This is a genomic window from Priestia sp. D51 (assembly GCF_053345675.1).
This window is the reverse complement of record NZ_JBLTIR010000003.1, coordinates 711,562-729,374: the sequence shown is the minus strand read 5'-3', so window position 1 is coordinate 729,374 and position 17,813 is coordinate 711,562. Positions and strand designations below refer to the sequence as shown.

The window sequence follows — 17,813 nt, the reverse complement described above, 5'->3', positions numbered from 1 at the left end:
AATCATGAAACTGATTATGGTGATTTTACAGATTTTATTACTAACGGCTCTGTTTTTAATAGGAGAAAGTATTTCACAGTGGTTTGACCTCCCAGTGCCAGGTAGTATCATCGGATTTTTCTTACTGTTTTTCTTACTGTACTTTAAAGTAATTAAATTAAGCTGGGTTGAACAAGGTGGAACACTGTTAGTGGGAGAACTATTATTATTTTTCATACCAGCCGTCGTTGGACTCATCAATTATGGAGATGTATTGATGCATTTTGGAATCCAGATTGTGATTATTATCACAATCAGTACGATCATTGTGATGTCTGTAACGGGAATCATTGCAGAACATATTTCAAGAAGAAAGGAAGGTTCGCTAAAATGACATTACTCACATGGATTGCTCTTCCGCTTACACTGCTCGTTTATGTCGGCACAAAAGTGCTCTATAAAAAATATAAGTCTATGCTAGTTTCCCCTATTTTACTAGCCCCCATTCTTTTAATTGGCATCTTATTAGTAACGAATGGCTCTTATGATCATTATAAGCAAGGTGCCAGTGCTATTAGCTTTATGCTTGGACCAGCAACTGTTGCTTTTGCTGTTCCTATGTTTAAATACTTTGATTTACTCAAAAAACATCGTGTTGAAATCAGCTTAAGCGTAGGGCTCGGAACGTTTGCTGCCATGATTTCTTCCATGCTGTTAGCATTAGTGTTTCATTTACAATCAACGCTGGTTCATAGCTTGATTCCAAGATCGGTTACGATTCCTATTGCCGTTAATGTGTCTCAGACGCTAGGAGGAGATCCGAATATTACCATTATGTTTGTGATTATAACCGGTGTAGTAGGATGTATGGTCGCTCCAAAACTGATTAAGCTCCTCGCACTGCACTCTTCTCTAGCAAGAGGTCTTCTTTTAGGAGTAGCTTCCCATGGGACAGGTACAGCAAGAGCTTTTGAATTTGGAAAAATTGAAGGCACTTTTTCTAGCCTTGGCATGATCGTAGCAGCACTTCTTACAATGCTGTTTGCAAATATGCTTTTGCCTACTATTTTCTCTTAAAAGATAAAAAAGGTGTGATCATATATGATCACACCTTTTTATTATCCAATATGAAAAGTTGATTTTACGAACTCAATAACTTCTTCCGTAGAAGACATTGATAGAATTGTATCTAAATGAGGTTCGATATCAGCTTTTGATAATTGACGGATTTGAGAACGAGCTTTCAGAATAGACGTTGCACTCATTGAGAATTCATCTAAGCCTAAGCCTAAAAGAATTGGAATGGCAATCTCATCTCCTGCCATCTCTCCGCACATGCCTACCCATTTACCTTCTTTGTGAGCCGCTTTGATTACCATATTCACTAAGCGAAGAATCGCTGGGTTATACGGTTGGTATAAATAAGACACGCGCTCATTCATGCGGTCAGCAGCAAGCGTGTATTGAATTAAATCGTTTGTTCCGATAGAGAAGAAATCTACTTCTTTAGCAAATAAATCTGCGATTACCGCTGAAGAAGGAATCTCTACCATCATCCCTACTTCGATGTCTTCCGAAACTTGTACGCCTTCTTGTTGAAGTTTTGCTTTTTCTTCTAAAAGAATAGCTTTTGCTTGACGGAACTCATCAACAGTAGCGATCATAGGAAACATAATTTTCAGATTACCGTATACGCTTGCACGTAGAAGCGCACGAAGCTGTGTACGGAACATGTCTTGCATCTCTAGACATAAGCGAATGGCACGGAATCCTAAGAATGGGTTCATTTCTTTTGGTAGATTTAAATAAGGAAGCTCTTTGTCTCCACCGATGTCAAGAGTACGAACAACCACTGGTTTGCCTTCCATACGTTCAAGAACTGTTTTATAAGAAGTAAACTGCTCTTCTTCCGTCGGAAGATCTTCGCGGCCCATATATAAGAATTCTGTACGATAAAGGCCAACGCCTTCGCCGCCGTTTTCTAATACGCCTTTTATATCTTCTGGTGTACCAATGTTAGCTGCAAGTTCAACGTGATGATCATCAGCTGAAACCGTTTTTTCATTTACAAGCTTAGCCCACTCAGCTTTTTGTTCTGCATACTCAGCGGCTTTTTTCTCGTAAGCTTTTACTGTTTCTTCGCTTGGATCAACGATAACTTCGCCATCTAAACCATCAACAATTACTAATACGCCGTTTTGAATATCTTCCATAACTGTTTTTGTACCTACAACAGCTGGGATCTCCATTGAACGCGCCATAATTGCTGAGTGAGAAGTACGTCCGCCAATATCTGTTGTAAATCCTTTTACGAACTTACGATTTAACTGTGCTGTATCAGACGGCGTTAAATCTTCTGCGATAATGACAACTTCTTCTGAGATTAAGCTTGGATTTGAAACGTTTACACCTAAAAGATGAGCTAATACACGTTTTGTTACGTCACGGATATCAGCAGCACGTTCTTTCATATATTCATTGTCCATTGACTCAAACATATTAATAAACATTGCCGCTACTTCATCAAGTGCATGTTCAGCGTTTACATTTTCATTCGTAATTTTATCTTTAATTGGATTAATAAGTTCAGGATCGCTTAGAACTAATAAGTGAGCTTCAAAGATTTCTGCTTTGTCATCTCCAAGTTCTTTACGAGCGTGCTCTCTAATAATTTCAAGTTCTGATTTTGATTTTTCTAGCGCAGCTTCTAGACGTGCTACTTCTGCTTCAACTTCAGTTACTGATTTTTTTTCAACGGTTAATTCTGGATTTTCTAGACGAAATGCTTTAGCAATAGCAATGCCGCTAGAAGCGGCAATGCCTTGAATTTCCTTTGTCATTATTCGCCTAATCCTTCTTTGCTCATTGTATCTTCAAGAGCAGCAAGTGCATCTGCTTCGTCAGAACCTTCTGCAGAGATAGTGATTGTAGCGCCTTTTTGAATACCTAAAGACATAACGCCCATGATTGATTTTAAGTTTACAGTTTTACCGTTGAATTCTAAGTTGATGTCAGAATCAAATTTGCTTGCTGCTTGTACTAAAGTTGTTGCTGGACGTGCGTGAATTCCTGAGTCTGCTGTTACTGTAAATGTTTTTTGTGCCATGTTAAATCAATCTCCTTTTTACTTTGAAATGTTAATAATATTTGCTTCTTGTTGAGAAACTTGGCCCTGCTTTAAGATATCAATTTTTTCATCAGCTTGTAAATTCGTGAAAATGATCGGCGTAATCGTCGATGGCGCATTTTCTTTTACAAAGTCTAAATCAATTTTCAATAGAGGCTGTCCTTTTTTCACTTCATCGCCTTGGGCAACTAAAGCTTCAAAACCTTCGCCTTTTAAATTAACTGTATCAATACCAACGTGAATTAAAATTTCACGTCCAGTCGTTGATTCAATACCTAAAGCATGTTTCGTCGGGAATAAGTTTACTATTTTTCCGTCCACTGGTGCAACTACTGTGCCTGTTTTCGGAATAATCGCAAAACCGTCACCCATTAATTTTTGTGAAAATACCTGATCTGGTACTTCCGATAAAGGTACCAATTCTCCCTCAATCGGTGAAACAATATCATTACCATTATCGCTTCCTACTTCAGATGTTGCAACAGGTTTTTCAATTGTTTTTGTCTCTTCTTTTGTGACAACCGGTGTTTTGCCATTCATAATGTCTTGAATTTGACCTTTTAACGTATCAGATTTCGGACCGAAAATAGCTTGAATATTGTTACCAACTTCAAGAACACCAGCTGCTCCAAGTTTTTTCAAACGGTTTTTATCAACGTTACCCACATCATCTACTGAAACACGTAAACGCGTAATACAAGCATCTAAATGTGTAATGTTTTCTTTACCGCCAAGTGCAGCCAAAATATTTGTCGGAAGCTCTGCTGCTTCTACTTTTACATCTTCTTCTCCTTCTTCTTTATCTTCACGACCCGGTGTTTTTAAGTTAAATTTACGGATTGCAAAGCGGAAACCGAAGTAGTAGATAACTGCTAGAACTAAACCTACTGGAATAACTAGCCACCATGCTGTGCGGTTTTGCATAACTCCAAATAGAACGTAATCGATAACCCCACCTGAGAATGTCATACCGATTTTAACATTTAATAATTGCATAACCATAAACGACAAACCAGCAAATACTGCGTGAATCGCAAATAATACTGGTGCTACGAATAAGAACGAGAACTCAAGCGGCTCTGTAATACCCGTTAAGAAAGATGTTAAAGCAGCTGAACCCATGATACCAGCTACATATTTTTTGTTTTCAGGACGCGCTTCGTGATAAATCGCAAGAGCGGCTGCTGGCAATCCGAACATCATGAACGGGAATTTACCAACTTGGAATGTTCCTGCTGTTAAAGGCACGCCATCTGCTAATTGAGCAAAGAAAATCTTTTGGTCACCATGAATATGTTGACCTGCTTTATTGACATAATCACCAAACTCAAACCAGAACGGAGAGTAGAAGATGTGATGAAGTCCAAATGGAATTAATGAACGTTCAATTAATCCAAATACAAACGCTGATAAAGTTGGGTTTGCATCAATCATGTTGGTAGAGAAAGCATTTAATCCGCTTTGAATTGGCGGCCAAATGAAAATCATAATAACACCTAAAAGAATTGAAAATACCCCAGTAATAATTGGTACAAATCGTTTTCCTGCAAAGAACCCTAAGTAAGATGGTAATTCAATATTGAAATAACGATTATACATGGATGAAGCTAAAATACCTACTATGATACCCCCGAATACACCCGTAGCTAACGTAGGAATTCCTAAGATGCTAGTGTAAGCTGGATTAGCACCCATTTTGTCAGGATCTAGTTGTCCTGTAGCAACTAAGATTGTGCTCATCGTTTTGTTCATAATTAAGTAACCTACGATTGCAGCAATACCTGCTACACCGTCACCACCGGCTAAACCAACGGCAACACCAACGGCAAACAATAGCGATAAGTTGTCAAATACGATTTGACCCGCCTGCGACAAAACATTTGAAACTAATTGAACCCAGTCTGCACCAAGTGCCGGTACTGCATCCAACAATGTAGGGTTTTGAAGCGCTGTCCCTACTCCAAGTAAAATCCCTGCTGCCGGTAAAATCGCAACCGGTAGCATAAGCGCTTTTCCGACTTTTTGTAATACTCCAAAAAGTTTTTTAAACATGGCGCTTACCTCCTTTTATATATTTAGTGTGCAACAAGCTATTTATTTGATACGTGAATCATTAACGCGCTTTCATAAAACGCTTTCTTTAACTAGAAAACTTATTACATCTCCTGGTGTCCTGAAGCCTAAGTTTTAAATGATTGCGCTTTCTTATAACAAAAAAAGGCATGAGGAAAAAGAAACGATAAATGGATACACTCATCCAATTACACATCGCTTCATTTCTCACTCATGCCTGATCGTATCAGTAACACGTATTGAAATGATTTTATAAATCCGTTTTTGTTATAAGTCGCTGCAGATGCATCGTTAAGTAAACTGCTTCTGCTTCATACACAGGTAAATGTAACGCTTGCTGCATTACTTTTATCACTTTCCAAGACACATTGTAACACAGAGGATATTCTTCTTTCAATAGCAAAGCAATTTTTTTTGGCTCTTCTATTTTTTCCCCTGTTTTTACTCGATCAATGGCAAAATGCAAATGACGAATCAATCTCATATAGTGTACAGATTCTTTGTCTACCTGCAGATGAAGCGATTCTTCAATCACATTAATAATCGTTTGAATAAGCTGCGAGTCTTGATTCACTTCTAACAGGTTTTTTTCAGTCAGCGCACTATGGATATGAAGCGCGATAAAACCAATCTCTCCTACCGGAAGCTGCACGCCTATTTTACGACTAATGATCTCTACCACTTCAGATGCGATTGTATATTCCTCTGGATATAAGGCTTTTGTTTCAAGTAAAAATGGATTTTTAAGACCCATCCCCTGCTGAAAACGTTTTATCGCAAAGGCGATATGATCTGTCAATGAAATGTGTATATGCTCATTCAAAGGGATATTAACGCGTTTTTGAATATGCGTTACAATATCATTCATCATTTCAATTACATCTTCATCCACCTGAGCTAAAAGCTGCTTGTACTGTTCTTGCTCTTCTTCACTCTTTAGCAAAAACATTTTTTCCACAGCTTTTGCATCGATTTCATCGTCTTTTTTCTTGTTGAACCCTATTCCTTTCCCAATTAGCACAACTTCATCATAGGTAAGGTGTTTAGCAATTAATACATTATTATTAAGTACCTTTTCTACAAAAAAGGACTCTTTCACGAATCCTTCACTCCCCTGTTTCGGCTTTCTATTATTTGCTTTCCTATCTTACAAATAATACGCATAACCGTCAATTCATTTTTCTTTGTTTCAAATATTATTGAACTAAACTATTTGAGTTACGTATTATCTTAGTAGTTCTTCGCTGGAAACGCAACGTCTTTTTTACTCGTCCCATAACAATTTTTCATAATAAAATGTTGAAGCATAACGCTCAGAATGAATATACCCGCTTGTAAAAGCGTAAAAAGAACAAGTGAAGTGGTAATAGATACCAGTAAAATCCCATAGTGAATTAGTAAAATATCTACTATACGCAGCCCCGCTATAATGATCCCAGCTCCAATAAAAAATTCTTTGACTACACTCCAAACGAGGAGAATCGTAACAATACAAACATAAATCATCGTTGCATTTACGGAATCATGAGTAGCCGACGCAAACCATCCCGTATAAAACCAATTATTATGAAAGTATGCTAACAGCAGAAACATAATAGTAGAAGTAATGGCGAGCATTCCCAGAAAAAATGTAGCGTAATGCACAAATGTCATATACCGTTCTGTTAGCCATACATACCAAATCTTTGAAATACTAAAGCCTATAGTCATTAAAACGCCTGTATAAATTGTTTTCCACCAGTGATGTGTATAGATATCCCAGTGTAAAAATAATTCTTCAATCCCCATAAACATAGCCGAAATGATTAAAATATAGCGAAATTTTAATTGATAAGCAGCTACCACCATAGCCATGATTGGAAAAGCAAACGTTTGAGAAGTTAAGGACCCAAACAAATTATCAAAATATTCATTGGTCATAAAATCAGGATCGTACTCGTAACTTTCAAACAACACAAATACAACATACTCTAGTACATAAGCCATTCCAATGATAAAAAAAAGCAAAACGACTAGCTTTTTATCTTTTTTACGTATGAATACTGTAAGCAAAACGGCTGTGCTGATAATAATCAATGCAAAAAAAGCAGTATAATGAGGCATAGACGTCTCCCTTTTACGACCTAATTATTACTTAGAGTAAGACGTTTTAGCTAAATTATACATAGCTAGCTGCTATTCAAAAGAGATTGAGACATACTACATCAATCCAATCTAAAGGCGAACAAATCGGATACATGAGATAGTATGGATCGCTTGCTGCACTGCAGGTGATTTCCCTGCAAGGCTGCGCTTTCCCTACAGGAGCCTTCGCCCTGCTCTCCACTCAACAGTTAGAAGCCTACATACAGGAAACCTACGTTGTAATGTAACCCTAACCATGAAAAAATCCGAACGATTCATCGTTCGGATCTTCTTTCAACTACCATACTTTTGTTTCAGCCTCTTTTAACTCACAAAAACTGGAACGTCCTCTATTATCCTTCAATCATTTTTGAAAGGTTAGCCATTTCGATAGCTGATGCTGCAGCTTCCCATCCTTTGTTCCCTGCTTTTGTTCCTGCACGTTCAATTGCTTGCTCAATTGTTTCAGTTGTTAATACACCAAAGATAATTGGTACGCCTGTTTGTAAGCTTTGAGATGCAACGCCTTTTGCTACTTCATTACATACAAAATCAAAGTGGGGAGTAGCTCCTCGAATAACCGTTCCTAGCGTAATAACCGCGTCATATTTTTTAGATTCAGCTAATTTTTTAGCGATTAATGGAATTTCATAAGCGCCCGGTACCCAAGCCACGTCTACATCTTCATCAGCTACGCCGTGACGTTTAAGCGCATCTTCTGCTCCACTAAGTAAACGCCCTGTAATAAATTCATTAAAACGCCCTACCACGATTCCGATTTTTAATCCTGTGCCAACTAAATTTCCTTCATATAAATGATTCATCTCTTGTTCCTCCTGCTAGTAGTAATATATAGTTATTTACATTTCTTTTCATGAATTAGCTTCATTTGTTATAACGAAAAAAAGTGTAAACTTATAAATGTAATAAATGACCTAGTTTTTTAGCTTTGGTATCTAAGTATTTTTTATTGGCATCCACTGCCGGCATTTGAAGAGGCACTCTCTCTACCACTTCAAGGTCGTAGCCTTTTAGCCCAGTAATTTTGCGAGGATTGTTCGTTAAAAGCTTCATTTGTTTGACTCCAAGGTCCTTTAAGATTTGAGCACCGATTCCATACTCTCGTAAATCCGCAGCAAACCCGAGTTTTTCATTCGCTTCTACGGTATCGTATCCTTCTTCCTGCAGCTTATATGCTCTTAGCTTATTTAATAAGCCAATACCTCTGCCCTCTTGACGCATATACAGCAGAATGCCGCGTCCTTCTTCTTCAATTTGCGTAAGAGCCGCGTGAAGCTGAGGACCGCAGTCACAGCGCTCAGAGCCAAACACATCTCCAGTCAAGCACTCGGAGTGAACCCGCACGAGAACGGGGCTATTATGATCAATATCACCCTTGATAAGAGCCACATGTTCTTTATTATCAAGTTTATTTGTATATCCTACAGCCTTAAAATCACCAAATGCCGTAGGTAAGCTTACTTCTACTTCACGGCTAATCAGCTGGTCATGTTTACGGCGGTAGGCAATCAAATCTTTTATTGTAATCATTTTTAAATCAAATTGCTCTGCAATCTTTGTTAAATCCGGTACGCGTGCCATTGTTCCATCTTCATTCATGATTTCACAAATAACACCCGCAGGCTTTCCTCCTGCTAACACGGCTAAATCAACAGCGGCCTCTGTATGACCCGCACGCTGCAGAACGCCCCCGTCTTTTGCAATCAACGGAAAAATGTGTCCTGGTCGTTGGAAATCACTTGCTACCGTTGCTTCATTTACAAGAGCCATAACGGTAGCAGAACGTTCGTACGCACTGATACCTGTTGTACTTGAAATATGATCAATACTTACTGTAAATGCTGTTCCATGTACATCCGTATTGTTCACTACCATCGGGTGAAGATTCAATTTATGCGCAATTTCTTCATTAACAGGTGTACAAATTAATCCTCTTCCATGAGTAGCCATAAAGTTAATAACCTCAGGCGTCGTTTTTTCGGCTAATGCAATAAAATCTCCTTCATTTTCTCGATCTTCATCGTCGCATACAATAACCACTTTTCCCTTTTTTAACTCTTCAATGGCTTCTTCTACTTTATGAAACATCTTTTTCACCTCACTGTTAATTTGTAAAACCATGCTGCTGCAATAAATCCTTCATATTACCTGACCGATTCGAGGCGCCAGGAGTTGACTTGTTAGCCATCATCTGATGCATATATTTAGCTAACATATCGCATTCAATATTCACCTTGTCTCCTCGCTGTTTGTCTCCCACGACTGTGTGAAGCACCGTATGAGGAATAAGAGAAATAGTAAATGATTGGTTGCTGACATCAAAAATAGTAAGACTTGTTCCGTCTACAGAAACAGATCCTTTTAACATCATAAATTCACGAAGTTCAGGATCTACTTGAATTTCATAATAAAAGGCATTTCCTTTACGTGTTTTGCTTACAATGGTTCCAATTCCATCAACGTGTCCGCTGACGAAATGCCCTCCAAACCGGCCATTTGCAGCCATCGCCCGTTCTAAGTTAACACGTGATCCAACGGTTAGAAGCTGCAGGGTACTTGCTTTAATCGTCTCCGGCATGACGTCGACCGTAAATTCATTTTGAGAGTAAGCCGTTACGGTTAAACAAACGCCGTTAACTGAAATACTATCCCCTAAGTTCACATCTTCTAACACGGTCTTCGCATCAATCGTAAGAACAATTGCTTCTGTAGCCTTTTGAATACGTTTTATTTTTCCAATTTCTTCAATAATACCTGTGAACATTTTCTTCACCTGCTTTGGCGCTATTCCAACTTCTTATGCCGTTTTGAAATAGCAGCTGCTTTTTTTTCATATTTATCTTTCCCCCAACCACTGAAAATAAAAAAGCCCCTTGAACAAATGTCCAAGGGGTCGGCTGAGCTGAATCAGTTTTATCTATGCAAAATTCCGCTAATTGTATACGAAATAAACAGTTATGTTTTGTGTACAAAAACAAGGGTAGCTTTAAAAAAGGCAAACCTGTCCCTTATTAATACAACACAAAAAAACAACTGTGCTTCCTGATCCTTCTCCCATCCAGACTTTTACTGTCGGCTCTAGATTTCAACTAGATCCACCGCTAACATACATCGTATGAAAACGGGTCACGGGCTTAAAAGCATATGCTTTATCACCGCCGGTTGGGACTTACACCCGACCCCGAAGGATAATATATTCGACTGCTAGAGTCTTATTTGTTTTACATTATAGCAAAGTAAAATCGACTTGTCACATCATTTAACTTCGTTTTTTCACATCTGTTCTGCAAAATCCAGCTTTTAGCTTATTTTTTCTTTTTTAATACATAGCATCCATACAAAAGCTAGTCCAATATAGCCAAATATCGGATACAAAAACTCAAGAAGCTGAGCATATCCAAATTGCCCGATAATAAAGCATGCCAAGATAATAAACGCAAAAGCTTGTTTGTCATTCAGGGGAAGAAATGATTGAAGCTGTTTAGCGATTCCAAATACATTTCCAATCAATGTAGTAAAAATCTCACCTAACACAACTACCGTAAATAAAACATTCACCCCCGCTGAGATATTTTTAACAACGGCACTCATAGGAATATCAAGTTGAAATGAATAAGGCAAATTGGAAAGGGCAAGATGAGTAGAAACAAGCATAAACGTAAGTACACATCCTCCTATTACGGCCCCTTTTTTGATCACGCTCTTATCTTTCACGGAGCTTCCTAATGGAACTAAAACGGCCTGAGCCAAAGCTAGATTTAGGGAAATATATAAAAAGGGACTAACCGCCCACTTCCACTGTGTGACGAGCGTTAAGTCTGGCTTCGTTTGAATCAGTGAGAAATAGCTGACATTTGGCACAAAGATGATAAAAGCAAATGAAAGCATCATAGGCACAACAAGAGAATTAACAATTAAAATACCGTTAATTCCTCTTGCGATAAATATATAAGTTAAAACAATTGTACAAATCATCCCAACAGGAGGCCACAGTCCGAACTGTTCTTTTCCTATTGCCCCCGTACTCGCTAGCATGACTGAAGTTACTCCAAATAAAATGACGATCATTACACCGTTTACCGCTTTTCCAAGTACATCACCAAATAAATATGTATTAAGCTGCTGATAAGAAGAAGCCCCAATTGCGTGCGAAAGCAGCATCATTTTCGAACCTAGCCAAATAAAAAACAAGCCGCTGACCAAAATTCCAACCATTCCAAGTTCCCCGTACTGTGTAAAAAATTGAACAATTTCCTTGCCTGTTGCAAAACCGGCTCCTACAACGGTGCCTACATACGTAGCAGCAACCTGCAGCGTGAGTTTCCACCTTTTCATGCCCATCACCCTTCTACCCTTCATAGTTCACTATATGTAGAAACGGTTAAAAAAAGACGAGCCTTTTATATGTAAATCCTCGCCTCACCCGGTGCTGTTCCTTTTTCGTTTTTTTATTTCCTTCTTGTTTTTTTCATGAAAACCCTTTATCCCTTAACATAACGGCAGTTTTCAAACAAAATATACGGATATTTTCCCTTTAGCTTTTAAATTTTCCTCAATATTTGCTGGAAATTCACAATTTACTGTTGTATAATTTCTAAAAATCAGATAAATTATTAAATAAGTATTCTTTCTATTTAAAAAAATATGTTTCAATTATATACAATTGATTCTTATCATGAGAGGTGGAGGGACTGGCCCTTTGAAACCTCAGCAACCAGTCGTTAGAGACATGGTGCTAAATCCAGCAAGCAATTAATTTATTGCTTGGAAGATAAGAAGGCGAAAAAAGTCTTCTTAAGAAGACTTTTTCTATTTTATCGGCATATTGCATAAAACGAATCACTCGTGAAATAGAAGCGGAACAATTTAAGGAGGTTTTGACATGGGGTTACTTGAAGATTTAAAGTCTAAAATTTTAATTGGGGATGGTGCCACTGGTACCCTCCTTTACTCACACGGTATTGACAGCTGTTTTGAAGAACTAAACATCACCAAACCAGAAGAGGTTTCTCGTATTCACAGAGCCTATGTAGAAGCTGGTGCAAACGTTATTCAAACAAATACGTACGCTGCTAATTATCAAAAACTTGCCCGTTATGGATTAGAAGATTCAGTCAAAGACATCAATGTTGCTGGTGTAAAATTAGCGAAACAAGCTGCAAACGATCAGGCTTACGTGGTTGGTACACTCGGCGGAATTCGTTCTTTCCAAAAAAATGCTATTAGCTTAGAAGAGGTTAAGCGAAGCATTCGTGAACAAATGTTTTGGCTTTTAAATGAAGGCGTGGATGGCCTTTTATTTGAAACATACTATGATTTCGAAGAATTAAAGACCGTTCTTACACTAGCAAGAAAAGAAACGGATAAGCCTATTATTACCCACGTTTCCCTGCATGATATTGGCGTACTGCAAGATGGGCGTCCTTTAGCAGATGCATTAAAAGAATTAGAAGACTTGGGAGCAGATGTTGTCGGGCTAAACTGCCGTTTAGGTCCTTATCATATGATTCAGTCTCTTGAAGAAGTACCGCTTCCTGATCGTGCTTTCTTATCTGCTTACCCTAATGCCAGCCTTCCGGCGTATGTGGAAGGCAAGCTGGAATATGAAACGAATGAAGACTACTTTGTAGAAAGCGCGCGTTTATTCCGCGAACAAGGGGTTCGCTTAATTGGAGGATGCTGCGGTACAACACCAGCTCACGTACGCGCCATGTCGTCTGCCTTAAAAGACCTGCCTCCGATTACAAGCAAAGTCGTTAAAATGAGACCAGCCGTTACGGTTCAAGAGCGTGAGCAGCAGGATAAACCTCATATGCACGAAATTGTGAAGAAGCGCCGCTCGGTTATCGTTGAGCTGGATCCGCCTAAACAGCTTGGTCCGACGAAATTTTTAGAAGGCGCAAAAGCACTTGATAAAGTCGGCGTAGATGCTATTACATTAGCTGATAATTCTCTTGCCTCACCTCGCATCAGCAACTTGGCAATGGCAACACTGATGCAACAAGAAACAAAAGCACGACCGCTTATTCATATTACCTGTCGCGACCGAAATTTAATTGGACTTCAATCTCATTTAATGGGACTTCATACGCTAGGAATGAATCAAGTGCTTGCAATTACCGGTGATCCATCAAAAGTTGGCGATTTCCCTGGCGCCACTTCGGTCTATGATTTATCTTCATTTGACTTGATTAGTTTAATTGCTCAGTTTAATGAAGGACTATCTTATTCCGGCAAACCGCTTGGTCAAAAAACCAATTTTTCCATTGCAGCTGCCTTTAACCCAAACGTGCGTCACTTAGACCGAGCCGTTCAGCGCTTGGAAAAGAAAATCGACTGCGGGGCTCACTATTTCATTACTCAGCCTCTCTATTCAACTAAGCAAATTGAAGAGGTATATGAAGCAACCAAACATTTAACAACACCGGTATACATCGGAATCATGCCGTTAACAAGCGCAAGAAATGCTCGATTTATTCACCATGAAGTACCTGGAATTAAATTATCAGAAGATATTCTAGAACGTATGGACGCAACGGGAAATGACCGGATTCGCGGTGAAGTCGAAGGCCTTGCGATTGCAAAAAACTTAATTGATACAGCATATGAACTATTTGACGGTATTTACTTAATTACGCCGTTTATGCGCTATGAAATGACCGAAATTCTAACACGCTATATTCATGACAAGCAACTCGTTACATCAGAAAGGAAGATATAAATGAGCTCACTTATCGAACAACAACTAAAGAAGCGAATACTCGTCATCGATGGAGCAATGGGAACGATGATTCAAGATGCTGATTTAAGCGCTGAAGATTTTGGCGGCGAAGAATATGAAGGCTGCAACGAATATTTGACCCGAACAGCGCCTCATGTGATTCAGCGCATTCATGAAGAGTACTTTGCAGCGGGTGCTGACATCATTGAAACCAATACGTTTGGCTCAACATCTACCGTACTTGATGAATACGATTTAGGCCACTTGGCGTATGAATTGAATATCGAAGCTGTGAAGCTTGCTTGTGCAGCCCGCGATAAATATTCAACTCCCGAATGGCCTAGGTTCGTAGCTGGAGCTATCGGTCCTACCACTAAAACTCTCTCTGTTACGGGAGGTATTACATTCCCTGAGTTAGTAGAATCGTACGAAGAGCAAGCTCGGGGTTTGTTAGACGGCGGCGTCGACTTACTTCTAGTCGAAACCTGTCAAGACATGCTGAACGTAAAAGCTGCGTTTTTAGGCATTACAGCGGCGTTTGAAAAACTGAAAATAGAAGTTCCAATTATGATTTCAGGAACGATTGAGCCAATGGGAACAACTCTCGCTGGTCAAGATATCGAATCTTTTTACTTATCACTGGAACACATGAAGCCTCTTTCAGTCGGACTTAACTGCGCGACAGGTCCTGAATTTATGACGGATCATATTCGCTCTCTTTCAGACCTAGCCACTTCAGCTGTTAGCTGTTATCCAAACGCTGGACTTCCGGATGAAGAAGGCAATTATCATGAGTCCCCTGAGCTGCTGGCTCAAAAAATTAAAGGATTTGCTGATAAAGGCTGGCTGAACTTTGTAGGCGGATGCTGTGGTACAACGCCTGCTCATATTAAAGCACTTGCTGAAGCGGTAAAAGAGGTTGCTCCTCGTTCGCTTGATCGCTCCGAGCATAATCATGCTGTAACCGGTATTGAACCGCTTGTATATGACGATTCTATGCGCCCTCTTTTTGTGGGAGAACGTACGAATGTAATCGGTTCTCGCAAGTTCAAGCGTCTGATTGCGGAAGGGAAAATTGAAGAAGCATCTGAAATTGCGCGTGCTCAAGTTAAAAATGGTGCTCACGTTATTGATATTTGCTTAGCAGATCCAGACCGTGAAGAAATGGAAGACATGGAGGAATTTATTCAAGAAGTTGTAAAAAAAGTGAAGGTTCCTCTTGTAATCGATTCAACTGACGAGAAAGTTATTGAAAAAGCTTTAACGTACTCGCAAGGTAAGGTCATTATCAACTCCATTAACTTAGAAGATGGTGAAGAGCGTTTTGATGCAATCTTGCCGCTAGTAAAAAAATTCGGTGCAGCTCTGGTTGTCGGTACAATCGATGAAACAGGCATGGCCGTTACTGCAGAAAGAAAAGTAGAGATTGCTAAACGCTCACATGATTTGCTTGTTGAAAAACATGGCTTTAATCCAAAAGATATTATTTTTGACCCTCTTGTGTTTCCTGTAGGGACTGGTGATGAACAATATATTGGTTCTGCTGAAGAAACAGTTAAGGGAATTAAAATGATTAAAGAAGCCCTGCCTGATTGCCTGACCATTCTTGGCGTAAGTAACGTGTCATTCGGTCTTCCTCCAGTCGGACGTGAAGTACTAAATGCGGTTTACCTTTATCACTGTACGCAGGCTGGACTCGATTATGCCATTGTTAATACAGAAAAATTAGAGCGCTATGCTTCTATTCCAGAAGCTGAAATTGAGCTTGCTAATGCGTTATTATTTAACACAACTGATGAAACGCTAAGCACGTTTACGGACTTTTATCGTGATAAAAAGAAAGAAGCAAAAGTAGAAATTTCTACGTTAACACTTGAAGAACGATTGGCAATGTATATTGTCGAAGGTACAAAAGAAGGATTGCTTCCTGATTTAGAACAGGCTTTAGCTCAATATGATGATCCGTTAGATATTATTAACGGACCGCTTATGAAGGGGATGGCGGAAGTCGGACGTTTGTTTAATGACAACCAGCTGATTGTAGCAGAAGTGCTTCAAAGTGCGGAAGTTATGAAAGCATCCGTTGCCTTTTTAGAACCTCATATGGAAGCAACTGAAAATGATTCTGGAAAAGGAAAAGTGATTCTTGCAACGGTTAAAGGCGACGTGCACGATATCGGTAAAAACTTAGTAGACATCATTTTAAGCAACAATGGTTTTAAAGTCATTGATTTAGGAATTAAAGTAACGCCGCAGCAGCTGATTGAAGCAGTAAAAGACGAAAAGCCAGACATCATTGGCCTGTCAGGTCTTTTAGTAAAATCAGCTCAGCAAATGGTTTTAACTGCACAAGATTTAACGCAATCAAGCATTGATGTTCCAATTATGGTAGGAGGCGCTGCCCTTTCCCGTAAATTTACTGACTTTAAAATTGCCCCGGAATATGAAGGTGCCGTCCTCTACGCCAAAGATGCGATGGACGGATTAGCGTTAGCAAATAAGCTGCAGAACAAAGAAGAAGTTATTCAGCTTTTAGCAGATTTAAAAACGCGTCAAGAAAAGAAAGTAACGGTTCGAGAACGCCAGCCTCAAACCGCTCAAGCAGCTACGGCTGTTTTAGAAAGATCCGCCATTTCAACGGATGTTCCTGTTTTTGTACCGGCTGATTTAAAGCGCCACGTTGTCAAACACTACGATTTGGCACAGGTTCTTCCGTATATTAACTGGCAGATGCTTTTAGGCCATCACTTAGGACTAAAAGGAAAAGTGAATAAGCTGCTTGCTGAAAAAGACGAGCGTGCTGTTCAATTAAAAGAAACCGTTGATGACCTTCTCGAACTGGCACTAAAAGAAAACTTAATTAAACCAGCGGTTATTTATCAGTTCTTCCCTGCTCAAGCAGACGGAAATGATTTAATTATTTATGATCCTGCTGATGAAAAAACAGAAATTGAACGCTTTACCTTCCCTCGACAAGCAAAAGGACAGTTCCTGTGCTTATCTGATTTTGCAAAGCCTAAAGAAAAAGAGATGGACTATGTATGTTTCTTCTCTGTAACAGCAGGAACAGGCATTCGCGAACGCGCGGCGAAATTCAAAGAAAACGGCGAGTTTTTAAAGAGTCACGTGTTCCAAGCTCTTGCGCTTGAACTAGCTGAAGGATTAGCAGAACGTGTTCATCAGCAAATTCGTGACCGCTGGGGATTCCCCGATTCGCCTGACTTTACAATGGCGGAGCGTTTTTCAGCCAAATACCAAGGTCAGCGTTTTTCATTCGGATATCCCGCATGTCCAGACCTTGAAGACCAAGCAAAACTGTTTAAATTAATTAAACCTGAAGACATCGGCATTCAGTTAACAGACGGTTTCATGATGGAACCAGAAGCTTCTGTTACAGCCCTTGTTTTTGCACATCCTGAAGCGAAATATTTTAACGTATTGTAAAACATGGCTGCGGTCTTTTAGACCGCGGCTGTTTTTTTACAGTGAACAAACCTAAAAAAAGGCTGCGACAAATGTATTTTTAGCTGAAGAAAGATCCGAACGGTGAATCCAGATTCTTGACTGAGAATCAACTCCATTCGGATTTTTTCATTGTGATCGTGAACTGGATTTCATGTAGCTGTTTCTAGCTGTTTGAAGGGCAAAGCGAACACTCCTGCGGAAAAAATTGATGCAGTTATGTCTTGATCCCTTTGAATTCATCGCCGGTTTGAGCTTTTTTTATGAGTTTCTTGGGAAACACTGATAGAATAAGGAATGTAATAA

13 protein-coding genes and 2 riboswitches are annotated in these 17,813 nt (G+C 39.3%); of the genes, 4 read left to right on the top strand and 9 right to left on the bottom strand.

The window, feature by feature from the left end; translation table 11 throughout:
* Positions 1–4: 4 nt before the first annotated feature.
* Both ACNHOZ_RS15525 and ACNHOZ_RS15520 read left to right on the top strand, forming a co-directional pair.
* A complete protein-coding gene (locus ACNHOZ_RS15525) occupies positions 5–373 on the top strand; it encodes a CidA/LrgA family holin-like protein (protein ID WP_014461029.1) in 369 nt (122 codons plus the stop codon).
* The gene (locus ACNHOZ_RS15520) at positions 370–1,056 is read left to right on the top strand and encodes an LrgB family protein (RefSeq protein WP_033578394.1); all 687 of its coding nucleotides are present in this window, start codon (positions 370–372) and stop codon (positions 1,054–1,056) included. Before ACNHOZ_RS15525 ends, ACNHOZ_RS15520 begins: the two co-directional genes overlap by 4 nt.
* A gap of 41 nt (positions 1,057–1,097) precedes the next feature.
* Here ACNHOZ_RS15520 and ptsP read toward each other — a convergent pair whose 3' ends face one another.
* The 9 genes from ptsP to ACNHOZ_RS15475 all read right to left on the bottom strand — a co-directional run bounded on the left by ptsP (position 1,098) and on the right by ACNHOZ_RS15475 (position 11,659).
* Positions 1,098–2,819 (bottom strand): phosphoenolpyruvate--protein phosphotransferase, encoded by a 1,722-nt coding sequence (gene ptsP, locus ACNHOZ_RS15515; RefSeq protein ID WP_048020024.1) that lies wholly within the window; start codon positions 2,817–2,819, stop codon positions 1,098–1,100.
* The gene (locus ACNHOZ_RS15510; RefSeq protein ID WP_013056011.1) at positions 2,819–3,085 is read right to left on the bottom strand and encodes a phosphocarrier protein HPr; all 267 of its coding nucleotides are present in this window, start codon (positions 3,083–3,085) and stop codon (positions 2,819–2,821) included. Before ACNHOZ_RS15510 ends, ptsP begins: the two co-directional genes overlap by 1 nt.
* A gap of 18 nt (positions 3,086–3,103) precedes the next feature.
* On the bottom strand, positions 3,104–5,158 hold the full coding sequence (ptsG, locus tag ACNHOZ_RS15505; RefSeq protein WP_028414132.1) for a glucose-specific PTS transporter subunit IIBC: 2,055 nt from the start codon (positions 5,156–5,158) through the stop codon (positions 3,104–3,106).
* Between the two features lie 271 nt (positions 5,159–5,429).
* Entirely contained in the window at positions 5,430–6,278 is an 849-nt protein-coding gene (gene glcT, locus ACNHOZ_RS15500) for a glucose PTS transporter transcription antiterminator GlcT (RefSeq protein WP_048020025.1), read from the bottom strand.
* A gap of 131 nt (positions 6,279–6,409) precedes the next feature.
* Entirely contained in the window at positions 6,410–7,282 is an 873-nt protein-coding gene (locus ACNHOZ_RS15495) for a hypothetical protein (RefSeq protein WP_028414134.1), read from the bottom strand.
* A gap of 374 nt (positions 7,283–7,656) precedes the next feature.
* Positions 7,657–8,127 (bottom strand): 6,7-dimethyl-8-ribityllumazine synthase, encoded by a 471-nt coding sequence (gene ribH, locus ACNHOZ_RS15490; RefSeq protein WP_013056007.1) that lies wholly within the window; start codon positions 8,125–8,127, stop codon positions 7,657–7,659.
* A 91-nt stretch (positions 8,128–8,218) separates the two neighbouring features.
* Positions 8,219–9,412 (bottom strand): bifunctional 3,4-dihydroxy-2-butanone-4-phosphate synthase/GTP cyclohydrolase II, encoded by a 1,194-nt coding sequence (locus ACNHOZ_RS15485; RefSeq protein ID WP_028414135.1) that lies wholly within the window; start codon positions 9,410–9,412, stop codon positions 8,219–8,221.
* Between the two features lie 16 nt (positions 9,413–9,428).
* The gene (gene ribE, locus ACNHOZ_RS15480) at positions 9,429–10,088 is read right to left on the bottom strand and encodes a riboflavin synthase (protein WP_028414136.1); all 660 of its coding nucleotides are present in this window, start codon (positions 10,086–10,088) and stop codon (positions 9,429–9,431) included.
* 278 nt (positions 10,089–10,366) lie between these two features.
* Positions 10,367–10,517, bottom strand: a riboswitch (FMN riboswitch).
* Between the two features lie 107 nt (positions 10,518–10,624).
* On the bottom strand, positions 10,625–11,659 hold the full coding sequence (locus ACNHOZ_RS15475; RefSeq protein WP_230683535.1) for a YkvI family membrane protein: 1,035 nt from the start codon (positions 11,657–11,659) through the stop codon (positions 10,625–10,627).
* A 332-nt stretch (positions 11,660–11,991) separates the two neighbouring features.
* Positions 11,992–12,102, top strand: a riboswitch (SAM riboswitch).
* A 104-nt stretch (positions 12,103–12,206) separates the two neighbouring features.
* Between ACNHOZ_RS15475 and ACNHOZ_RS15470 the strand changes: the two genes are divergently transcribed.
* Entirely contained in the window at positions 12,207–14,045 is a 1,839-nt protein-coding gene (locus tag ACNHOZ_RS15470) for a bifunctional homocysteine S-methyltransferase/methylenetetrahydrofolate reductase (RefSeq protein ID WP_047751399.1), read from the top strand.
* Positions 14,046–17,489: a methionine synthase gene (metH, locus tag ACNHOZ_RS15465; RefSeq protein WP_028414139.1), complete on the top strand. Its 3,444-nt coding sequence runs from the start codon at positions 14,046–14,048 to the stop codon at positions 17,487–17,489.
* Positions 17,490–17,813 lie beyond the last annotated feature (324 nt).

Bases quoted from the DNA above. Each gene is read 5' to 3' on its own strand.
- ACNHOZ_RS15525 (WP_014461029.1), top strand. From the start codon at position 5: ATGAAACTGATTATGGTGATTTTACAGATTTTATTACTAACGGCTCTG.
- ACNHOZ_RS15520 (WP_033578394.1), top strand. From the start codon at position 370: ATGACATTACTCACATGGATTGCTCTTCCGCTTACACTGCTCGTTTAT.
- ptsP (WP_048020024.1), bottom strand. From the start codon at position 2,819: ATGACAAAGGAAATTCAAGGCATTGCCGCTTCTAGCGGCATTGCTATT.
- ACNHOZ_RS15510 (WP_013056011.1), bottom strand. From the start codon at position 3,085: ATGGCACAAAAAACATTTACAGTAACAGCAGACTCAGGAATTCACGCA.
- ptsG (WP_028414132.1), bottom strand. From the start codon at position 5,158: ATGTTTAAAAAACTTTTTGGAGTATTACAAAAAGTCGGAAAAGCGCTT.
- ACNHOZ_RS15495 (WP_028414134.1), bottom strand. From the start codon at position 7,282: ATGCCTCATTATACTGCTTTTTTTGCATTGATTATTATCAGCACAGCC.
- ribH (WP_013056007.1), bottom strand. From the start codon at position 8,127: ATGAATCATTTATATGAAGGAAATTTAGTTGGCACAGGATTAAAAATC.
- ACNHOZ_RS15485 (WP_028414135.1), bottom strand. From the start codon at position 9,412: ATGTTTCATAAAGTAGAAGAAGCCATTGAAGAGTTAAAAAAGGGAAAA.
- ribE (WP_028414136.1), bottom strand. From the start codon at position 10,088: ATGTTCACAGGTATTATTGAAGAAATTGGAAAAATAAAACGTATTCAA.
- ACNHOZ_RS15475 (WP_230683535.1), bottom strand. From the start codon at position 11,659: ATGAAAAGGTGGAAACTCACGCTGCAGGTTGCTGCTACGTATGTAGGC.
- ACNHOZ_RS15470 (WP_047751399.1), top strand. From the start codon at position 12,207: ATGGGGTTACTTGAAGATTTAAAGTCTAAAATTTTAATTGGGGATGGT.
- metH (WP_028414139.1), top strand. From the start codon at position 14,046: ATGAGCTCACTTATCGAACAACAACTAAAGAAGCGAATACTCGTCATC.